21 protein-coding genes are annotated in these 18,307 nt (G+C 73.5%); 9 read left to right on the forward strand and 12 right to left on the reverse strand.

Features of this window, described 5'->3' with window-relative positions; all coding sequences use genetic code 11:
- Window position 1: 1 nt before the first annotated feature.
- The 8 genes from FB457_RS16610 to FB457_RS16645 form a co-directional block, all read right to left on the reverse strand.
- The gene (locus FB457_RS16610; RefSeq protein ID WP_145782282.1) at window positions 2-946 is read right to left on the reverse strand and encodes an ABC transporter permease subunit; all 945 of its coding nucleotides are present in this window, start codon (window positions 944-946) and stop codon (window positions 2-4) included.
- The gene (locus FB457_RS16615) at window positions 943-2,532 is read right to left on the reverse strand and encodes an ABC transporter substrate-binding protein (protein WP_145782283.1); all 1,590 of its coding nucleotides are present in this window, start codon (window positions 2,530-2,532) and stop codon (window positions 943-945) included. The genes FB457_RS16610 and FB457_RS16615 overlap by 4 nt, the downstream gene beginning before the upstream one ends.
- 201 nt (window positions 2,533-2,733) lie before the next feature.
- A complete protein-coding gene (locus FB457_RS16620; RefSeq protein ID WP_145782284.1) occupies window positions 2,734-3,075 on the reverse strand; it encodes a hypothetical protein in 342 nt (113 codons plus the stop codon).
- A gap of 106 nt (window positions 3,076-3,181) precedes the next feature.
- On the reverse strand, window positions 3,182-3,625 hold the full coding sequence (locus FB457_RS16625; RefSeq protein WP_047020149.1) for a GNAT family N-acetyltransferase: 444 nt from the start codon (window positions 3,623-3,625) through the stop codon (window positions 3,182-3,184).
- A 57-nt stretch (window positions 3,626-3,682) separates the two neighbouring features.
- Window positions 3,683-4,279, reverse strand: coding sequence for a hypothetical protein (locus tag FB457_RS16630; RefSeq protein WP_145782285.1), 597 nt, complete (start codon window positions 4,277-4,279; stop codon window positions 3,683-3,685).
- Window positions 4,280-4,359: 80 nt separating this feature from the next.
- Complete coding sequence (locus tag FB457_RS16635) at window positions 4,360-6,882, reverse strand: discoidin domain-containing protein (RefSeq protein ID WP_145782287.1); 2,523 nt, start codon at window positions 6,880-6,882, stop codon at window positions 4,360-4,362.
- 158 nt (window positions 6,883-7,040) lie between these two features.
- Window positions 7,041-7,445, reverse strand: a complete 405-nt coding sequence (locus FB457_RS16640; protein ID WP_253911319.1) for a PIN domain-containing protein — start codon at window positions 7,443-7,445, stop codon at window positions 7,041-7,043.
- The gene (locus FB457_RS16645; protein WP_047016944.1) at window positions 7,442-7,693 is read right to left on the reverse strand and encodes a type II toxin-antitoxin system Phd/YefM family antitoxin; all 252 of its coding nucleotides are present in this window, start codon (window positions 7,691-7,693) and stop codon (window positions 7,442-7,444) included. The genes FB457_RS16640 and FB457_RS16645 overlap by 4 nt, the downstream gene beginning before the upstream one ends.
- Window positions 7,694-7,729: 36 nt before the next feature.
- Here FB457_RS16645 and FB457_RS16650 point away from each other — a divergent pair, with 36 nt between their 5' ends.
- Window positions 7,730-8,038, forward strand: a complete 309-nt coding sequence (locus FB457_RS16650; RefSeq protein WP_186461999.1) for a hypothetical protein — start codon at window positions 7,730-7,732, stop codon at window positions 8,036-8,038.
- Window positions 8,039-8,074: 36 nt separating this feature from the next.
- On the opposite strand, the gene FB457_RS16655 is transcribed toward FB457_RS16650, so the two are convergent.
- Entirely contained in the window at window positions 8,075-8,734 is a 660-nt protein-coding gene (locus FB457_RS16655) for a methyltransferase domain-containing protein (RefSeq protein WP_145782288.1), read from the reverse strand.
- Between the two features lie 169 nt (window positions 8,735-8,903).
- Between FB457_RS16655 and FB457_RS16660 the strand changes: the two genes are divergently transcribed.
- The 7 genes from FB457_RS16660 (at window position 8,904) to FB457_RS16690 (ending at window position 14,277) form a co-directional block, all read left to right on the forward strand.
- A complete protein-coding gene (locus tag FB457_RS16660; protein WP_145782289.1) occupies window positions 8,904-9,713 on the forward strand; it encodes a helix-turn-helix domain-containing protein in 810 nt (269 codons plus the stop codon).
- Between the two features lie 10 nt (window positions 9,714-9,723).
- On the forward strand, window positions 9,724-10,443 hold the full coding sequence (locus tag FB457_RS16665; RefSeq protein ID WP_145782291.1) for an SDR family oxidoreductase: 720 nt from the start codon (window positions 9,724-9,726) through the stop codon (window positions 10,441-10,443).
- Between the two features lie 39 nt (window positions 10,444-10,482).
- Entirely contained in the window at window positions 10,483-10,869 is a 387-nt protein-coding gene (locus tag FB457_RS16670; RefSeq protein ID WP_347611926.1) for a substrate-binding domain-containing protein, read from the forward strand.
- 143 nt (window positions 10,870-11,012) lie between these two features.
- Window positions 11,013-11,399 (forward strand): TOBE domain-containing protein, encoded by a 387-nt coding sequence (locus tag FB457_RS16675; protein WP_173534862.1) that lies wholly within the window; start codon window positions 11,013-11,015, stop codon window positions 11,397-11,399.
- A gap of 21 nt (window positions 11,400-11,420) precedes the next feature.
- A complete protein-coding gene (gene modA, locus FB457_RS16680) occupies window positions 11,421-12,254 on the forward strand; it encodes a molybdate ABC transporter substrate-binding protein (protein WP_145782292.1) in 834 nt (277 codons plus the stop codon).
- On the forward strand, window positions 12,251-13,180 hold the full coding sequence (locus FB457_RS16685) for an ABC transporter permease (protein ID WP_145782293.1): 930 nt from the start codon (window positions 12,251-12,253) through the stop codon (window positions 13,178-13,180). Before modA ends, FB457_RS16685 begins: the two co-directional genes overlap by 4 nt.
- Window positions 13,177-14,277 (forward strand): ABC transporter ATP-binding protein, encoded by a 1,101-nt coding sequence (locus tag FB457_RS16690; RefSeq protein WP_145782294.1) that lies wholly within the window; start codon window positions 13,177-13,179, stop codon window positions 14,275-14,277. Before FB457_RS16685 ends, FB457_RS16690 begins: the two co-directional genes overlap by 4 nt.
- 32 nt (window positions 14,278-14,309) lie before the next feature.
- On the opposite strand, the gene FB457_RS16695 is transcribed toward FB457_RS16690, so the two are convergent.
- The 3 genes from FB457_RS16695 to FB457_RS16705 form a co-directional block, all read right to left on the reverse strand.
- Window positions 14,310-15,422, reverse strand: a complete 1,113-nt coding sequence (locus FB457_RS16695; RefSeq protein WP_145782295.1) for an SPFH domain-containing protein — start codon at window positions 15,420-15,422, stop codon at window positions 14,310-14,312.
- 30 nt (window positions 15,423-15,452) lie between these two features.
- Window positions 15,453-15,890 carry an NfeD family protein gene (locus FB457_RS16700; protein WP_145782297.1) on the reverse strand — a complete coding sequence of 146 codons (438 nt, stop codon included), beginning with the start codon at window positions 15,888-15,890 and terminating at the stop codon, window positions 15,453-15,455.
- Between the two features lie 71 nt (window positions 15,891-15,961).
- Complete coding sequence (locus FB457_RS16705) at window positions 15,962-16,918, reverse strand: arsenic resistance protein (protein ID WP_047020153.1); 957 nt, start codon at window positions 16,916-16,918, stop codon at window positions 15,962-15,964.
- Between the two features lie 399 nt (window positions 16,919-17,317).
- Here FB457_RS16705 and FB457_RS16710 point away from each other — a divergent pair, with 399 nt between their 5' ends.
- Entirely contained in the window at window positions 17,318-18,019 is a 702-nt protein-coding gene (locus FB457_RS16710) for a hypothetical protein (protein WP_145782298.1), read from the forward strand.
- Window positions 18,020-18,307 lie beyond the last annotated feature (288 nt).

Consider the following 18,307-nt stretch of genomic DNA (forward strand, 5'->3'; position numbering starts at 1 on the left):
GTCAGGCTTCCTCCGCCCGCGGGTCGAGGGCTCGTACGACCAGGTCGCCGACGAGGTTGACGAGGATGACGACGGCCGCGACCGCGAGGACGACGGCCTGGATGACGGGGTAGTCGCGCTGCCCGACCGCGCTCATCAGCAGCGAACTCACCCCGGGCCAGCCGAAGATCGTCTCCACCAGCACGGTGCTGCCGATCAGCGTGGTCAGCTCCACCGTCGTCGCGGACGCCACCGGCAGCAGCGCGGTGCGCAGCGCGTGATCCTTGATGACCCGCTGCTCGGCGAGGCCCTTGGAGCGGGCGGTGCGTACGTAGTCCGCGGAGAGGGTCTCCAGCATCGCGGCGCGCGTCATGCGCGTGATGACCGCGCACGAGGCGGCGGTGAGCGTGACGACGGGGAGGACGAGGATCTGCAGGTGGGTCACCGGATCCTGCCAGGGCGTGGTGAAGCGCTGCGGCGGCAGGATCGGCACGAGGAACGCGAAGACCATCAGCAGCAGCGTGCCGACGACGAACACCGGCAGCGAGATGCCGAAGATCGAGCCGGCGACCAGCGCGTGGTCGGCGGGCTTGTCCGCGCGGGTGGCCGCGACCCGGCCGAGCAGCACGCCCAGCGTGACCGCGATGATCAGCGAGACGAGCACCAGCTCCAGGGAGTTGCCCAGCCGGTTCGGCAGGTCCTGCATCACGGGGCGGCTGCTCAGCAGCGAGGTGCCGAGGTCGCCCTGGAAGAGCCGGCCCCAGAAGCCGACGTACTGGCTGACGAAGGAGTCGTTGAGGTGCATCGCCTCGCGGGTCTGCGCCACCTGCTCCTCGGTGGCGCCCTCGCCGAGCGCGGCGCGCGCCGGGTCGCCGGGGATGAGGCGGACGAGGAGGAACACGATGCTGCCGACGGCGAAGAGCTGCAGTGCCGCCTGCGCGAATCTGGTGAGGAGGAACCGTCTCATTTCTTGTCCATCCATATGCGGCGCAGCGTCACTCCGGTCCACGAGCCCTTCGGCGGGTGCCGGTAGCCCTTGACGTAGTCGTAGTGCGCCTCGCCCTGCTGGCGGCGTACGGTCCAGGTCATCGGCACCAGCTCCAGGGCCCGCTGCTCGACGTCCCGGTAGATCTCGTCGCGCAGCGCGCGGTCGCGGGTGCGGCGGCCCTCGGCCAGGAGCTGGTCGAGGCGCTCGTCCTTGAAGTCGGTGTTCTTGGTGAACGTGCCGGTGCTGCCGAGGAAGTCGCTGAGGGAGGCGGGGTCGCCGAACTTCGGCGCGGTGCCCCAGGAGTGCACGGGGTACGACTTGGCCTCGACGCTGGCCCGGAAGGTCAGCCACTCCTGCTGGGTCAGCCGCACGTCCACCCCGGCCGCCCGGATGCCGGGGAGCATGGCCTGGGCGGGGCGGGCGATGACCGAATACGTGCTGGTGGTGACGGTCGGCAGCGTCAGGTTCTCCTGGCCGGCCTGCTTGAGGAGGAAGCGGGCCTGCTCGGGGTCGTAGTCCATGGTGTTGTCGAGGGAGCCGGAGTAGCGCGCGAAGGCCGGGGGCATCAGCGCGCCGTCGATCGGCTGGCCGTGGCCGAGGAGCGCGGTCTCCAGCACGGAGTCCCGGTTGATCGCCATCGCGACGGCCCTGCGGACGCGTACGTCGTCGAACGGCGGCTTGCTGGTGACGAAGCCGACGAAGCCGAAGCCGAAGCTGCGGTCCGAGGCGAAGCGCAGCCGGGGGTTCTCGCTGATGACGTCGACGTGGGTGGCGGGGACGTAGTCGATCATGTCGACGGTGGCGGTGCGCAGGGCCGTGACGCGGGCGTAGTCGTCGCTCATCGGCTGGAAGACCATCGCGTTGAGGTACGGCAGCTCGGGCTCGAAGTACTCGTCGAAGCGCTCGTACGTCGTGCTCACGCCGGGGATGCGCTCCACGAACCGGAACGGTCCCGTGCCCATGACCTGCGTCTTGGGGTCGACGCCCGACTCGATCCAGCGCTGGGAGACGATGTTCGCGGTCGGGTTGGCGAGGACGAACGGGATCGTGGAGTCCGCCTGCCTGAGGTGGAAGAGGACCGTGGTGTCGTCCTTGGCCTCGACCTCCTCGATCAGGTCGAGGAGCGGGCCCGTGGTCGCCGCGGTCTTCTCGTCCCTCATCCGGCGGAACGAGAACGCGACGTCCTTCGTGGTCAGCCGCGAGCCGTCGTGGAAGCGGACCCCGGGGCGGAGCTTGACCTCGTACGTCGTGTCGTCGGCCCAGCCGAACTCGGCGGCCAGGTCGCCGATGATCTCGCCGTCGCCGTCGTACTGCAGCAGCGCGTTGTACGTGAGCTGCCGCAGCAGGTCCGACGCGGCGCCCGTGGTGACGTGCGGATCGAGGTTGGCCGGGTCCGTGGAGAGCCCGAAGTGCAGCACCCCGCCGCGGCTCGGGCCGCCGGGCCGGGGCGTGACCTCCTCCATCGACGACGGCAGGTTGACCGGGCTGCCGCACGCGGCCAGCGCGGCGCTGCCGAGCGCGCCGCCGCCGGCGGCGAGGAGGTGCCGCCTGCTGATTGGTGCCATTGAACATCTCCACACATCGGGGCCAGGGGACGAGCCGTACCGGCGGTGGATCCACCGTGCATGTGGCAGGTATACACGGGGTCCACATGAGGGTCAACGGGTGTGCAGACCTTGATACCGGAAGAGAAGCGGTGGTCAGGGAGGTGTGGAGCGGCGGTGGGGGACGTGGCCGGGCGGCCGGGCGGGAGCCCGTGCGTGCCGTCAGCCCGGCAACTGGGCGCGGGCCTGGGCGAACAGCTCCTGGCGGGCGCCGCCCCAGGTCACGGCGGCGTGCGCGAGCGCCTCCAGAGCGGCCCTCAGCGGGTCGGGGCCGGCGGCGGCGAGCAGCGCGGGCAGCGCCATGGCCTGCTGGAGCACGTCGTCGTTCCCGCCGCCGGGGGCGGGCACGAGGGTCCGGGGAACGCTCGGGTCGGTGAAGAGCCGGTCGAAGGCCCGCCCCTCGTCATCGAACGGCTCCGGCAGGTCCTCGCCCCGGTCCAGGGCGGCGAGTCCTGCGGCTATCCAGCCGATACGGTCGAGTCCGGCCGCCGCCAGCGCCCGCATGGCGGCAATGCTGCCCGCCGCCACTGACAGCGGGACACGCGCGCAGGCGGGCCGGGATCCACGCGACCCGCGCGCCCGGCGTCGGCCGCGGGGCCTACGACACGCTCTAAGAGGCCAGTTTCATGTCGATCCAGGGGATCGTCTCGCCCGGCAGCACGTAGCGCTCGGTCTCGACGAAGCCGTGCTTGTGCGCGAACCGCAGTCCGCTGTCGTTCGACGACAGCACCACCGTCGCGATCTGCTCCGCGCCCAGCTCCCACGCCCGGAAGAGCCCGCGCGCGTACAGCTCCTCGCCGATGCCCCGGCCGCGGTGCTCGGCGAGGACGCGGGCGATGACGGTGGCGGTGCGGGTGCCGTCCTCGGGCGGGCGCACGGTGCTGCAGCCGACGAGCACCCCGCCGGCGTAGGCCAGCTCCAGGCGGTGCCGCCACGCCCGGTCCCGTACGTCGTCCAGAGAGAGGTGATGCGTCGGGATCGTCGCGTTGTGGACGCGGCGCCAGTCCCGGAGCGCCTCGTCGTCGGCCGGCGGCGTGAAGCGGAGATCGGACACCCGGGCAGCCAACAGCGCGGACGGCCCGCGCGTCAAACCGCGGTCCTCCGCAGTTGGTCAGTGCCCGCCGACGGGCTCGGTGCAGCCGCCTTCCATGTAGACGCCGTGCACGTCGATCCCGGCGGCCGGGTCGGTGTTGCCGCTGATGCACGGGCCGGCCCCGGCCACCATGACGTCCCACCAGACGAGGGCGGCGTCGTTCTGCCGCGCGGAGACCGTGTCCGGGCCGTAGCCGAGGTCCTCGAAGAGGCGCCGCGTCCGTTCCTCGTCCCTGAGGTCGGCGGGGGCGGCGTCCTCAAGCGCCGCGGCGATGCGTGCGGCGTGGGCCTCGCCCCGGCACAGCTCGTCGGGGGTGACGTCGGTGGTCTGCTTGTAGGCGTTGTTCTCCCCGTACTTGGGGTTCTCGGGTACGCCCTCCTCGCCCTCCGCCCGGGCCGTGGGCTCCGGCCGCACGTCGCGGCACTTCCGCGCGATGCCGGGCCACGCGCGGTCGTGCTCCTTCCGCGTCGCTTCGGCGTACTCCTCCGCGGTGGAGGGGGAGCCGCCGCTCGACGGCGTACCCGTACCCGTAGCGGAACCGCTCTCCTCACCGCACCCGGCCAGGAGCACCGCACCCGCGCACACCGCGGCCAGGACCCCGAAACCCCGCCCCATCCCGAACCTCCCCGACCCGCACCCCAGACCCATGACCGGACGATCCTCCCGCACCCCCGCAACCCGCGCAGTAGCGGACGTCACGCACCGGAGGCGGGCGGCAGGATCGTGGCCGCGGCGGCGGGGAGGTCGACGCGGACGGTGCGGGCGGGCTCCCCGTCCGTTCCCGCGGGGACGTGGACGGTCGCCCGGACGGGGGCGTCGGTGAGGTTGAAGACGGCGAGGTGGCCGTCGGCCAGGGCGGCCGCGACGCCGGGCACGTCCGTGGTCGGTGCGGGGGCCGCCGCCAGGGCGCGGGTGCGGCCCGCGCGCTGCGCCGGGTAGCCCTCGGCGATCAGCGGGGCGTCCGGGCCCGCGGAGAGGGTGACGGAGCCGGCCGTCACGCGGATCGGGTTGCTTCCGCCGCGTACGACGAAACCGGCCCGGTCGTCGACGTTCACCCAGTTCCCTGTGAAGCGGTGCGCCGTGGGCACCGCCGCCACGTCGCGCCAGCCGGTGCCGTCGGCGGACACCTGCACCCGGTACTCCGCGCCGTACGCCGCCTCCCATCCCAGCAGCACCCGGTCCACCCGCTGCTCCGCGCCCAGGTCCACCGCCAGCCAGCTGTCCGCCCGCGGCCGCTCCGCGCGGGCCACCGCCCAGCGGGTGGCGGGGTCGCCGTCCGTGGCGTGCGGCGGGGGGTAGGCGGGGTCGGCGGACGAGGCGGTGGCGGTACGGCCGCGGGCCAGGTCGGTGGCGGAGCCGGGGGCGTAGACCTCGACGCGCCAGAGGGAGTAGCCGTACTGCGTCGCGGGCCGGGCGCCGAGCATCCGCACGTGCCGCGCCGCGACCGCGGGGAAGCGCACCTCGTCCACCCCGCCGTCGCCGCCGTCGGGCGCCAGGGTGACGGCGCCGCCGGGGCCGTGGAACGTACGGTCGCCGTCGAGGCCCCGTACGCCCGGCATGGTCAGCGTGTGCAGCCGCAGCCGCCCCTCGTCGGCGGCGAGGCCGGACGTGGCGTAGACGACCGCGCCGGTGGGCAGCGTCGCGTAGCCCGCGGTGCCCTGCGCGAGGCGCAGCACCGTGGCGGAGCCGTCGAAGCCGTCGGCGGCCCGGGTGTAGCGGGCGACGCGGCGGCCGGTGACCGCGAGCGCGGTGCCCGGCAGGAACGCGGGGGCGGCGCCCGTGACGTCGAAGAGCCAGTCGTCGTGCTCGGGCAGGAACGCGAACTTCACGTGCCCCGCCTTGCTCACCGCCATCGCCAGGGCCTGCGCCGACTGGTGCGCGACGAGCCCGACTTCGGCGCCGTAGTCCGTCGCCCCGGTCACGCTCGCCCAGTAGCGGGCCTCGCTCACCGGCCGTACGTCGCCGTGCAGCCGGTCGCGCCAGACGTGCAGCAGGTACGCGATCGCCACCTCCGCGCGCGCCTCCGGCTCGTACTTCGGCTCGCCGCTGAACTTCGTCAGCCGGTTCTCCGGCGGGTACGCGAGATACGGCTCCAGATGCGCGGCGAGCATCCGCTCCGCGCGGGCGGTGTACGGGTCGGCCTGGCCCATCCGGCGCCAGGTCAGGGGGAGCACGTCGCGGCCGTAGAGGTGGTAGCGGTCGGCCACCATGGGGTGCGAGGAGAGCCCGGCGGCGGTGCCGAGGTGGGTCATCGTGTGCCAGAGGCCGGCCGCGTTGGGCTGCTTGGCGAGCACCTCGGGCAGCGGGGCGCCGGCGATGAGGAAGTGGAGGGCGTTGCGCCCGGGGTACGCGCCCGTGGACTGCTGGTACATGGGCGCGTAGGTGCCGTGGTTCTCGACGACGTGGGCCTCGTACATGTTCTGCGCGGTGTTCCATTCGGACACCGGACGGCCGTCGATGAGCGTGCCGTTCTCGCGGTCCGCGGAGGGCAGCCCCGTCATGTTCGACATCCAGCGGGTCAGCCACTCGCGCCAGGCGGGGGCGTCGGCGTGGCCCGGGTGGTACGCGAGGCCCGTGGCCAGCGGCATCGACTTCGCGCCCATCTCCTCGATCTTCGAGTCGCCGCGGTGCCCGCCGGTGAGCCCGTTGGACGACCAGCCGCCGCTGCGGGGATCCTCGCCGGCACCGAGGCCCGCGACGTACTGCGCGCCGCGGACGGCGATGGCGTCGACGTGCGCACGGGTGGCGGCGTCGAGGTCGTCCCAGAGCAGCCGGGCGGCGGCGACGAAGTACGACTCGAACGTCCCGTCCCAGAACACCCGCCCGCCCCACTCGTACCCGCCGCCGCCCCAGGTCGCGCCGGTGGCCCAGAAGTTGGTGGCGGCGAAGTGCCGGATGGTCCGCACGGTGTGGTCGGCGAGCGTGTCGCGGTCGACGCCCGCGAGGTCCGCGTCGTACGTGCCGTGGGTGAGCAGCACGGCGTTGCCGAGGACGCTGACGAAGCCGAAGTCGGCGAGCGGGTAGCGCCCGGCGGCGTCGTCCCACTGCGTCTCGACCCAGCGGGTGTGGCGCAGCAGGAGCCGGTGGTAGAGCAGGGCTTCAGGACCGGGCCCGGAGGCGGCGGCGCCGATCCCCGGCGTGCCGAGGGCCAGCCCGGCGGCGGTGGCCCCGCTCGCGAGCAGAAACCGCCTGCGGGGAAAGGGAGTCGGGGTCGCCATAGCGGGATGCCTCCCGTCGCCGCGGTCCGGGGCCCCGACTGTAACCCCTGTGACGGCGGGGGAGAAGATCGCGGCATCGCGGCCCCCGCGGTCACCCGGAGGTCCGTGGGAGGCGCGGGTCGGCCGTGGCGCTTGGCGACCTCGGGGTGCGGGCCGAGTTAGGGGACGGGGAACATCTCTGCGGCGACGCCGGGCAGTTCATCGAACTTCGCATGGGCGTCTGTGGTCATCACCGTCCGGTTCGTGGCAATCGCCGTCGACGCGATGATCAGGTCGTGCGCACCGCGCGGCTTGCCCAGCTTCCGGGTGTACGCCAGCAACCGGGCATGCACACGCGCCACATCCAGCGTGTAGTCATCCACCGGGACTATGGCGAGCACCGCGTCGACGAATCCCTGGCGACGGCGTGTGGTCAGCTCGTCCGCCGCGAGTTCCACGCCCTGCAGCAGTTCAGCCGCCGTGACGGCAGCGATGGTGATGTCGTCATCCCGGGCGCGCAACAGCTTGGCCAGCTCAACCCGGCCGCGATCGACCGCAGCAAGGACACCCGTGTCGAGGATCACCCTTCCCACGGGTCCTCCAGAGTCAGCAGCTTTCGGGTCTCCAGCACATCGGACGCGAAGTCCTCGTCGAGAGCCGCGGCGTGTGCTTCCAGCACGTCGGCAAGCGCAGCGCCGTTCCCGCTGGGTGCCGGCCCGAGGATCGCCAGACGTCTGCCGTTGCGGGTGATCACGATGGTTTCCCCATGCTCCGCCTGGTCCAGCACCGAAGCGAAGCTCCGGGAAGCCTCGCTTGCGCTCATCATCCTCATGAATTCAGAATATCAGAAACCCGCTGGTAAATGTGGGTGAGATGCCGGGGCCGCCGGTTCCGGGCGCACGTCACCGCCGAGGACTATGCTCGCCGCATCGAGGTCCACGACATCGGCGACGCCCGCCGCACCTCCGACCGCACCGGCCCCGGCAAGCTCGTCTGGGCCTCGTGCAAGCTCCCCGGCGTGCCACCCGGCGCACGGATCGCCCTCAGGGTGCATGTCGACACGCCGATCGCGGTGCACTGGCACTACGCGCGAGGTCCGTCGCTGCAGAAACTCGCCCGGCTCCTGCCGGCCCGGACCGACGGCCGGATAACTCTCACCACGAGCCGCCCGTCCTGAGTTCCGCATGACGCGTCACCCGGGGGCGGCGGGTGTTCAAGCGACCAGGGCGGCACGGGCGATGAGGGTGCCGATGTGGTCCCGGGTGGGGGCGCCGAGGATGTCGACGCTGATATCGGTGAAACCGGCCCGCTCCAGGAGGGTGCGCCACTTCCGTGGCGTGTAGCTGTAGCGGTAGGTGTACATGGCCTTTCCGGCGAAGCCGCTCTTGTACATGCCCTGGGGTCCGTAGGCGCCGGGGATGGCGGGCGGCTGGGAGAAGGCGAAGACGCCGCCGGGGGTGAGGCGTCGGGCGACGAGCGGAAGCAGCTTGGCGGGGTCGGTGAACCAAACGGCGCCGAAGATGGAGTACACCGCGTCCCACGTGCGGTCGGTGCCGGTGAGGTAGTCGAGCACCTCGGCGCGGACGAACTGCGGCCCGCGGCCCGCCCAGTGCGCGGTGATGCGCTTGACCATGACCGGGGACAGGTCGATGCCGGTGACCTCGACGCCCCGGTCGGCGAGGTACGCGGCCGCGCGGCCGGTGCCGCATCCGATCTCCAGCGCCGTCCCGGGCTCGCCGAGGAGTTCGGGGCCGGGGCCGTGGCCGGCGTACTGCGTCCAGTCCAGGACGGGCTCGGTGATGTCCTTGGTGACGCTCTCGGCGTAGGCGTCCCACAGTTCGGCCTCGTGGGCGAGGTTGTGACGGGCGGGCAACCGGGTCTCCTTGATGGCCGGGGGAGGGACTGGCCCCGCCCCCCGGGGTGCGGGGCGAGGCCAGGATAGGGACAGTCAGCGGCTGTCGGGGGCCTTGTTGTCGCATGCCGTCCTGCGGTGATCAATACAGGTGAGCCGCTGCCGGGGTGAAGCGGCTTGAGGAATCATCGTGGTGGTGAACGTGCACTCCATTCCGGCGCGGCGGCAGGCAGAGCCCTGTGAGTCGGTGGTCCGTACGCCGCCGCCCCGGCTGGGGCCGTACGTCATCGGCTGCTCGGCGTTCCGTGCCGGCGGGGGCGCGCCCGTGCGCCATCGGCTGCTGCCGGTCAACGCCACGGTCCTCGTCATCGACGTCACCGGCGCCGACCGCCTCGTCACCGGCGCCCGTTCCGCGTACGGCATCCACACCACGCAGCGGTGGCGCGAGGGCGTCACCGTCGGTCTCACTCCGGTGGGGACGGCGGCGCTGCTGGGGGTGCCGGCGCGGGAGTTCGTGGGCGAGACGGTGGAGCTGGCGGACGCGCTGGGGCGGCGGCGGGAGGAGGAGCTGGCGGAGCGGCTGGCGGAGGCTGGGCCGCGCAGGCTGGACGTACTGGTGGCGACGATGGAGGCGTGGCTGACGGCGGGGCCGGGAAGCCCGGCCGCCACCCCCTTCGCCGCGGCCTGGCACCGGCTCCAGCGTCCCGGCCGCCGGATCCCCATCCCGGCGCTGGCGGCCCGGCTGGGCGTCAGCCGCCGGTACCTGGAGCTGGGCTTCCGGCGCGAGATCGGCATGCCGCCGGGCCGGGTGGCCCGTATCGCCCGTCTCCAGCACGCGGTCGGCCGGCTGGCCGACCCGGCGCACGACCTCGCAGCCATCGCCGCCACCTGCGGCTACGCCGACCAGCCGCACTTCACCCGGGACGTACGGGAGCTGACGGGCCTGACGCCCACCGCGCTGTGCGCAAACCTTCAATACCGGGAGCCGGCCGCCGGATAGCGTCCCGCGCATGCTGCTGAACGGTAGGACGGCGCTGGTGACGGGCGGTTCGCGGGGCATCGGCCGGGCGATCGTGACCCGGCTGGCCCGCGACGGCGCGCGGGTGGTCTTCACGTACAAGGAGAACGAGACGGCGGCGGCGGAGGTCGTACGCGAGGTCCCGGGCACGGAGGCGGTCCGCGCCGACCAGGAGCGACCGGACGCCCTCGCCCACGCCTTCGCCCCCGTCCGCGACGGCCTCGACATCCTGGTCAACAACGCGGCGGTCAACCCGCGGCTGCCGCTGGCGGAGCTGACGGCGGCGGAGTTCGACCGGGTGCTGACGGCGAACGCGCGGTTCGGCGCCCTGGCGATGCGCGAGGCGGCGGCCCTGATGCCGGACGGCGGCCGGATCGTCAACATCTCCACCCTCAACACGGTGGTCCCGGCCCCCGGCCACGCGCTGTACTGCGCGAGCAAGGCGGTGCTGGAACAGTTCACCCAGGTCGCCGCCCGGGAACTGGGCCCCCGCGGGATCACGGTCAACACCGTCTCCCCCGGCGCCACGGAAACGGCCCTCCTCCGCGCCACCAACCCACCGGAGGCCCTCACCCAGACCGCGGCCATGACCGCGCTCCAGCGCCTGGGCCGCCCGGAGGACATCGCCGCGGTGGTCTCGTTCCTGACGGGCCCGGACGCCGCCTGGATCACCGGCCAGAACCTCCGCGCCACCGGCGGCCTGCTGATCTGAGCATCCGAGCGAACACGACATGGCGTACATGGATCCCGGATGAACATTGGCCGGACGGTTTCGGGGGCGCGGCGGTACGGGCGCTGCGAGGTCAGCAGCACGGACACGATGCTGGCCGCCACCGCGGCCAAGGCCGGTGCGATCGGCTACAGCGAGGCCGCCGGCGTGGACGGCCACCGGGCGGCGGGCGAGCTGGTCAAGCTGAAGATCGACGGCAGGGAGCCGACCGCGGCCGGCGTCGAGGACGCCGACTATCCGTACTGGCAGACGGAGTTCGCGTACACCTACGGCGAGCCCCCGGCCGGCTCGATCGCGGCGGCCTTCCTCAACTTCCTCACCCAGCAGACCGGCCGCGACATCCTCCGCGACCAGGGCCACGGCCTGTGCTCCGAGGCCGAGCACACCGGCGAGTGCCGCCCGGTGTGAAGCGGCACGCCCCGCGGCGGTCCTGAGGGAGCACGCGCTGCGGGTCTGTGAAAACGCACATGCCAGGCCATCTCTCGTATCGACGTGCTTGTGCAAAGAGACCAGTGACTTTCACCTTGCAGGTGCGGCATTATCATGGGCGCATGCACACGTACCGGATGGGAGATGCCGCCGCCCTGCTCGGTGTCAGCGCCGACACCGTCAGGCGGCTGGTCGACGCCGGAAAGCTGACCGCCGAGCGCGACGACGCGGGGCGCAGGATCATCCCCGGGGCGGCGCTCGCGGCGTACGCCCGCGAGATGCATCGAGCGGAGCGGGGGTCCACCGGGTCGTCCGCGCGCAACCGCTTCGCCGGGATCGTCACCGACGTGCACCTGGGGGACGTCTCGGCGCAGGTGGAGATCCAGGCCGGTCCCTTCCGGGTGGTGTCCATGGTCAGCCGGGAGTCGGCCGAGGAACTGGGGCTGGCGCCGGGCGTTCCGGCGGTGGCAGTGATCAAGTCGACCAACGTGGTCGTCGAGAGACCGTAGACGTCAGGGAGTGGACCTGTGATGACCCGTTCCGCGCGCCGGACCGGGGGCTGCCGCCCCACCCTCCGTATGGCCGGGGCCGGGGCCGGGGCCGCCGCCCTGCTGGCGCTCACCGCCTGCTCCGACTCGGACCCGGCTCCCGGCTCGGACCCGGGGAAGGGCGGCGAGTCCGGTGAGCTGTCCGGTGAGGTCACCGTCTTCGCCGCCGCCTCCCTCACCGAGAGCTTCGAGAAGCTCGGCGCGCAGTTCGAGAAGGACCACCCCGGTACGAACGTGACGTTCAGCTTCGGCGGCAGCGACGCCCTGGCCGCGAGCATCACCGGCGGCGCCCCCGCCGACGTCTTCGCCTCCGCCAGCCCCACGACGATGGAGATCGTCGCGGACGCCGGGGCCGCCGCCGGCACCCCCGAGACCTTCGTCCGCAACCGACTGGAGATCGCCACCCTGCCCGGCAACCCGGACGGGATCGCCTCGCTGAAGGACCTCACCGACCCGGGCCTGAAGGTCGTGCTCTGCGACGAGACCGTGCCCTGCGGGTCCGCCGTGCGGAAGGCCCTGGACGCCGGCGCGCTGAAGCTCACCCCCGTGTCGTACGAGGAGGACGTCAAGTCCGCCCTCACCAAGGTGGTGCTGAAGGAGGCCGACGCCGCCGTCGTCTACAAGACCGACGTGCGGGCCGCCGCTGGCACGGTGGAGGGTGTGGACTTCCCCGAGTCCGCCGGCGCGATCAACGACTACCCGATCACCCTGCTTGAGGAGGCGCCGAACGCCGCCGCGGCCGAGGCGTTCGTCGGGCTGGTGCAGTCGGCCGCGGGGCAGAAGGTGCTCACCGAGGCCGGGTTCCTCAAGCCGTGACGCTCCCCTCCGGCGCGGACAAGGGCGAGGCGGCGGACACCCCGGCCGGTGGCCCCGCCCCGCTCCGCCGGCGCCGCGTGCGGCCCCGGCCCGCGTCCCGGACCGCGTCCCGGACCGCGTCCCGGCCCCGGCCCCGCCCGCCCGGCCGCGGCGGGGCGCCGCTGCCGCTGCTCGTACCGGCGCTGCTCGGCCTCGCTTTCCTGGTCCTGCCGCTCCTCGCCCTGCTGCTCCGCGCCCCGTGGAGCAGCATGCCGGAGCTGCTGACCAGCACCGAGGTGTGGCAGGCGCTGCGGCTCTCGCTGGTGTGCGCGACGGCGGCGACGGCGCTGAGCCTGGTCATCGGGGTGCCGCTGGCGTGGCTGCTGGCGCGGGTGGAGTTCCCGGGGCGCGGGCTCGTCCGGGCGCTGGTGACGCTGCCGTTGGTGCTGCCGCCGGTGGTCGGCGGCGTGGCGCTGCTGATGGCGCTGGGGCGCAACGGGGTGGTGGGGCGGTGGCTGGACGACTGGTTCGGGGTCACGCTGCCGTTCACGACCGCGGGGGTGGTGGTCGCGGAGGCGTTCGTGGCGATGCCGTTCCTGGTCATCGCCGTCGAGGGCACGCTACGGGCCGCGGACCCCCGCTACGAGGAGGCCGCCACCACCCTCGGCGCCTCCCGCTTCACCGCCTTCCGCCGCGTCACCCTGCCGCTCGTCGCGCCGGGCATCGCGGCGGGTGCGGTGCTGGCGTGGGCGCGGGCGCTGGGCGAGTTCGGCGCCACGATCACGTTCGCGGGCAACTTCCCGGGGCGTACGCAGACGATGCCGCTCTCCGTCTATCTCGCGCTGCAGAGCGACCCGGAGGCGGCGATCGCGCTGAGCCTGGTGCTGCTCGCGGTCTCGGTGGCGGTGCTCGCGGGGCTACGGGACCGCTGGATGACCTCGGCATGAGCGACGATTCGGTACGCAAAGGGGGCGGCGTGGAGGCGGACGCGGAGATGCCGGGAGAGAGCGGGCTCGACGCGCGGCTCGTGGTCGAACGGGGCGCGTTCCAACTCGACGTCGCGCTCCGCGCCCGCCCCGGCGACGTCCTCGCCCTCCTCGGCCCCAACGGCGCCGGCAAGACCACCGCGCTGCGCGCCCTCGCGGGCCTCGTCCCGCTCACGGACGGGCATCTGCGCCTCGACGCCGCGGAGTTGGACCGTACGCCGCCGGAAGACCGCCCGGTCGGGGTCGTCTTCCAGGACTACCTGCTCTTCCCGCACCTCAGCGCCCTCGACAACGTCGCCTTCGGGCCACGCTGCCACGGCGCCACCAAGGCCGGGGCCCGCGCCGAGGCCGCCGCCTGGCTGGCGCGGATGGACCTGAGCGAGCACGCCGCCGCCAAGCCCCGCCGGCTCTCCGGCGGCCAGGCACAGCGCGTCGCGCTCGCCCGCGCCCTGGCCACCCGCCCCCGGCTGCTGCTCCTGGACGAGCCGCTGGCCGCGCTCGACGCCCGTACCCGCCTGGAGGTCCGCGCCCAGCTCCGCCGCCACCTCGCCGACTTCGAGGCCGTCGCCGTGCTCGTCACCCACGATCCGCTGGACGCGATGGTGCTGGCGGACCACCTCGTGGTCATCGAGGACGGCCGCATCGTGCAGCAGGGCGCCCCCACGGAGATCGCCCGCCGCCCGCGTACCGACTACATCGCCCACCTCGTGGGCCTCAATCTCTACCGGGGGCGGGCCCGCGGCCACACCGTCGACCTCGCAGAAGGACCCGCGATCACCACCGCCGACGACCTCACCGGGCCGGTCTTCGTCGCCTTCCCGCCCAGCGCCGTGACCCTGCACCGGGACCGGCCCACCGGCTCCAGCGCCCGCAACGTCTGGCGCTGCGCGGTCGCGGGACTGGAAACCCACGCGGACCAGATCCGCGCCGAGCTGACCGGTGAACTTCCCCTGGCGGCCGACCTGACCACCACCGCGGCCGCCGAACTCGACCTGCACCCGGGCGCCGAGGTCTGGGCGGCCGTGAAGGCGATCCAGACGCACGCGTACCCGGCCTGATCCCGGCCCGGGGCCCCGGGCCGGAGGGCCGTCTACTCGTCGGTGTCGGCCTTCTTCCGGTTCGGCCTCGGCGGCTGCGTCGAACTCGCCGCCTCCGCCTCGGCCTTGGCCTCGCTCACCGCCGCGTCGGCCTCCTTCGCGGCCTCGACGGCCGCCGTCACCGCATCGAGCGTGGGCGCCGCGCCTGCCTCCAGCGCCGGAGCCCCGGTACCGCTCTCGGCCGGCTTCTCGTCGGGCGTCGGCGTCGTCTGCGCGACCTCGGGCGGCCCCGACGCCGACTTGTCGCCGAACGCGGTGGTGACCGTGCGCACCGCCTCGGTCAGCTCGCCGGGAATCACCCAGAACGTGTTGTTGTCGCTGTTCGCCAGGTGCGGCAGCGTCTCCAGGTACTTGTACGCCAGGATCTTCGGGTCGGCGTTGTTGCGGTGGACGGCCTGGAAGACGCGCTCCACGGCCTGCGCCTCACCGTCCGCCCGCAGGATCATGGCCTGCTGTGTGCCCTGGGCCTCCAGGATGTCGCTCTGCTTCGTTCCCTCCGCGGTGAGGATCTTGGCCTGCCGCTCGCCCTCGGCATGCAGGATGGCCGCGCGCTTGTCGCGCTCGGCCCGCATCTGCTTCTCCATCGCCTCTTTGATGCTGTGCGGCGGGTCGATGGCCTTGATCTCCACCCGGTTGACCCGGATGCCCCACTTGCCGGTGGCGTCGTCGAGGACGGTGCGGAGCCGGGCGTTGATCTCCTCGCGCGAGGTGAGCGTCTCCTCCAGGTCCATGCCGCCGATGACGTTCCGCAGCGTGGTGACGGTGAGCTGGTCGATCGCCTGCAGATAGTCGGAGACCTCGTACGCCGCCGCCCGCGGGTCGGTGATCTGGTAGTAGAGCACGGTGTCGATGTTGACCACGAGGTTGTCCTCGGTGATCACCGGCCTGGGGTCGGACGAGTAGACCTGCTCGCGCACGTCCAGCTTGGTGTTGATGCGGTCCGCCACCGGCACGACGAAGTTCAGACCGGGCTGCAGCGTCCGGCGGTACCGGCCGAACCGCTCGATGTTGTAGCGGCGTGCCTGCGGGACGACCCGCACACTGGCGCTCACCAGAAAGATGACGGCGAGCACCGCCACGAGAATCGGGATGACGACCGGGTCCACACTTCCTCCGTTGGCTGTGTGTTCAGCGATTCATGGCAGGAGCTCACGGGGATAGACGACAGCGGTGGCGCCCTCGATCTCCATGACTTCCACCAGCGCCCCCACCGGGATCACCGAGGACTGGTCGAAGGCGCGGGCGGACCACTCCTCGCCGGAGAGCTTTATCAGGCCGCGCGTCGCGGTGACCTCCTGCACGACCTCGGCCCGCTTGCCGAGCAGCGCGTCGCTGCCCTCGCGGGAGAGGGGTGTCTGCGCCATGTGCTTCTTGGCAATGGGGCGTACGACCACGAGGCCCGCTGCCGCCGCCGCACCCAGAGCCACGAACTGGCCGAGAGCGCCGACGCCCACCCCGGCCACCACGGCGGCCACCAGGGCGGCGCCCGCCAGCAGCCCGAAGACCAGCGTCATCGTGAAGAACTCCGCGGCACCGAGTGCCGCGGCGGCGAGCAGCCAGACGATCCACGGCATCGCATCAGCCTCCCTCGGGGGGACTCACCCTCCAACTTACATCTCCGGAATGCCGGACAGAACAGACGTGCTCAAGGCATCCCGTGCGGGGCGGAGGGCAGCAGCCGGGGCACGAGGCGTACGTAGATCACCATGCCCACGACCTCGACCAGGGTCTGGGTGACGATCACCACCGCGGCGGCGGCCAGCCGGTCGGGCAGCGCGAGGGCGAGGGGGAGGACGACGAGGGAGTTGCGGGTCGCGCCGGTGAAGACGATCGCGCGTCCTGCGGGGACGTCGAGGCGGAACAGCCGGGCGACGCCGAGTCCCGCGAAGGCCATCACCGCGAGGAAGAGCACGTAGAACGGCACCACGCGGGCGACGTCCCCGACGCTGTCGTCGACCTTGGGCACCTGGGAGGCGACGACGGTCGCGAGGGTCGCGGCCATCAGCGGCACCATCGCGGTGCCCGCCGCGCCGGCGGTCTTCTGCCCTGCGGGACGGCGGGCGGCCCACGCCTGAGTGAGCCAGGCGAGGGTGAGCGGGACGGCGATGAGGACGACGAACGCCTCCACGAAGGGCCCGGCCTCGACGATGTCGGCGAGGTCGGAGCCCATGAAGAGGTACAGGTACCCGGGCAGGAACACCATCTGCGCGATCAGGAGGAGGGGGGTGGCGGCGAGGAGCCGGCGGCTGCTGCCGCCGGCGAGGCCGCTGAAGACGATGACGTAGTCGACGCAGGGGGTGAGGAGGACGAGCAGGACGCCCATGCGGATGGCCTGCTCGTCGGGGAGGAAGGCGAACATCGCGGCGACGACGAGCGGCACGACGGCGAAGTTGACGACGAGTGCGGCGGCGAGGAAGCGGCCGGCGCGCAGGGAGCGGAGCAGCCGGGCGGCGGGGACCTGGAGGAAGGTCACGTAGAGGAGGGCGGCGAGCACGGGGTTGATGGCGTGCTCAAGGCCGGGTCCGGCGCCGGGCGCGGCCCACCCGACGACCCCGCCGGCGACGAGGGCCCCGAGGTAGACGGGAACCTGGTGCCGCTCCATGGCGGCGACGATCCCGCCGGCCTGCGCCACGGCTGCTCCTCGGGGGTGGGGTGATCTGCGGTTCTCCCCAGACGGTAATCGGCGGGGCGGGGGCGGCCGGGTGCGGGTGGCCTGGGGCGGGGGTGGCTCGGGCGTGGGCGTGGGCGTGGTGCGGGGAGGCGGACGCGGCTTGGTGGTGGGCGAGGGCGGGGGTGGTGCCGCGGCCCCGGGGGGCCGGGCTTCTCGGCGGGCGTTGTCGGTGGGGCGGCCTACCCTTGGGCGGGTGTGAGGGGTTGGTGTGGTGGCCCCGGGGCGGATGCGAAACGGTGGCCGTGGTGCGGCCGGGGCCGGGGCCGCGGAGGGCCGTTGTCGGTGCGGGGCGCTGTTGCGGCGGGGGCGGGCGGGCTACGATGCGCGGCGATGACCAGGCCACGCAGGGTTCCGGACGCCGCGGTGCGCCGCCTTCGCCTGCTCGGCTACGTCCTCGTCCTCCTGGGCCTCCTCGCCGGGGCGGCGTCCTGCGCCGACGCCGGCCGCTCCGGCACCGCCGGGGCCCACGGACTCGTCCTCCGCGCCGACGCCCCGCAGACCGACGTCCTGGCGACGCTTCGCCCCGACGCGCTACGGGGTGACGATCCGCGGGCCGACGCCTCACCCGCCGACCGCCTCCCGGCCGACGCGCCACCCGGCGATGCCCTGCCTGCCGACGGCCTCCGGGCCGGGGTCCCGCCCGGCGACAGCCTCCCGGCCGACCCGGCACGCGCCGTCGCTCTCCGGCCCGGCGATGCCCCCCAGCCCGACGGCCCGCCCGGCGATACCCCCCGGCCCGACGGCCCACCCCGCGGCCCCCTCCCGGCCGGTGCCCCCTCCGCCGGCGCCGCGCCCCTCCCCCTGGACTGCACCTCCGTCCACGCCCCCGGCGCCCCCGCCGGGGAGTGCCCCGCCGCCTCCGAGCGGGCGCCCGTCGCGTCCCTCTCCGGGCCCGCGTTCTCTCCGCCGCCCGGCACCGCCCCCTCGTACGTGCCCAGCGAGGCCGCCGTCGCCGACTGCGGCCTCGCTCCGGCCCCGCCCGGCGCTCTCCGCACCCCCGATCTCCACCAACTCCAGGTCCAGCGGACCTAGGGTCTGTCGTCAATCTCCCGCCTGCGGCTGGGGGCACCGCCCACGGGCGCGCAGCGCGCTGTGGGGGAGCCTGGCACGCACGCTCGCCGCGTTGTCGGGATCGGCCGAAGAGGCCCGCTATGCGGTCGGCCTCCGCCTTGCGATCGCACGCACCAGACTCCCCCTACGCCGCGGGGGCGTGGGCGGTGCCCCCTGCGCCGCCCGCCCTGCGGGCGAACGACGCGAGAGTGAAGCCAGGCCCCAGGCCGGGTCCCGCGCACGCCCCAGAACCGGATCGCCGCCCGCGGC

This window comes from Streptomyces sp. CNZ287 (genome assembly GCF_007827615.1).

Bases quoted from the DNA above. Each gene is read 5' to 3' on its own strand.
- FB457_RS16610 (WP_145782282.1), bottom strand. From the start codon at position 946: ATGAGACGGTTCCTCCTCACCAGATTCGCGCAGGCGGCACTGCAGCTC.
- FB457_RS16615 (WP_145782283.1), bottom strand. From the start codon at position 2,532: ATGGCACCAATCAGCAGGCGGCACCTCCTCGCCGCCGGCGGCGGCGCG.
- FB457_RS16620 (WP_145782284.1), bottom strand. From the start codon at position 3,075: ATGCGGGCGCTGGCGGCGGCCGGACTCGACCGTATCGGCTGGATAGCC.
- FB457_RS16630 (WP_145782285.1), bottom strand. From the start codon at position 4,279: ATGGGGCGGGGTTTCGGGGTCCTGGCCGCGGTGTGCGCGGGTGCGGTG.
- FB457_RS16635 (WP_145782287.1), bottom strand. From the start codon at position 6,882: ATGGCGACCCCGACTCCCTTTCCCCGCAGGCGGTTTCTGCTCGCGAGC.
- FB457_RS16645 (WP_047016944.1), bottom strand. From the start codon at position 7,693: ATGAGGATGATGAGCGCAAGCGAGGCTTCCCGGAGCTTCGCTTCGGTG.
- FB457_RS16665 (WP_145782291.1), top strand. From the start codon at position 9,724: ATGCTGCTGAACGGTAGGACGGCGCTGGTGACGGGCGGTTCGCGGGGC.
- FB457_RS16670 (WP_347611926.1), top strand. From the start codon at position 10,483: ATGAACATTGGCCGGACGGTTTCGGGGGCGCGGCGGTACGGGCGCTGC.
- FB457_RS16675 (WP_173534862.1), top strand. From the start codon at position 11,013: ATGCACACGTACCGGATGGGAGATGCCGCCGCCCTGCTCGGTGTCAGC.
- modA (WP_145782292.1), top strand. From the start codon at position 11,421: ATGACCCGTTCCGCGCGCCGGACCGGGGGCTGCCGCCCCACCCTCCGT.
- FB457_RS16690 (WP_145782294.1), top strand. From the start codon at position 13,177: ATGAGCGACGATTCGGTACGCAAAGGGGGCGGCGTGGAGGCGGACGCG.
- FB457_RS16700 (WP_145782297.1), bottom strand. From the start codon at position 15,890: ATGCCGTGGATCGTCTGGCTGCTCGCCGCCGCGGCACTCGGTGCCGCG.
- FB457_RS16705 (WP_047020153.1), bottom strand. From the start codon at position 16,918: ATGGAGCGGCACCAGGTTCCCGTCTACCTCGGGGCCCTCGTCGCCGGC.
- FB457_RS16710 (WP_145782298.1), top strand. From the start codon at position 17,318: ATGACCAGGCCACGCAGGGTTCCGGACGCCGCGGTGCGCCGCCTTCGC.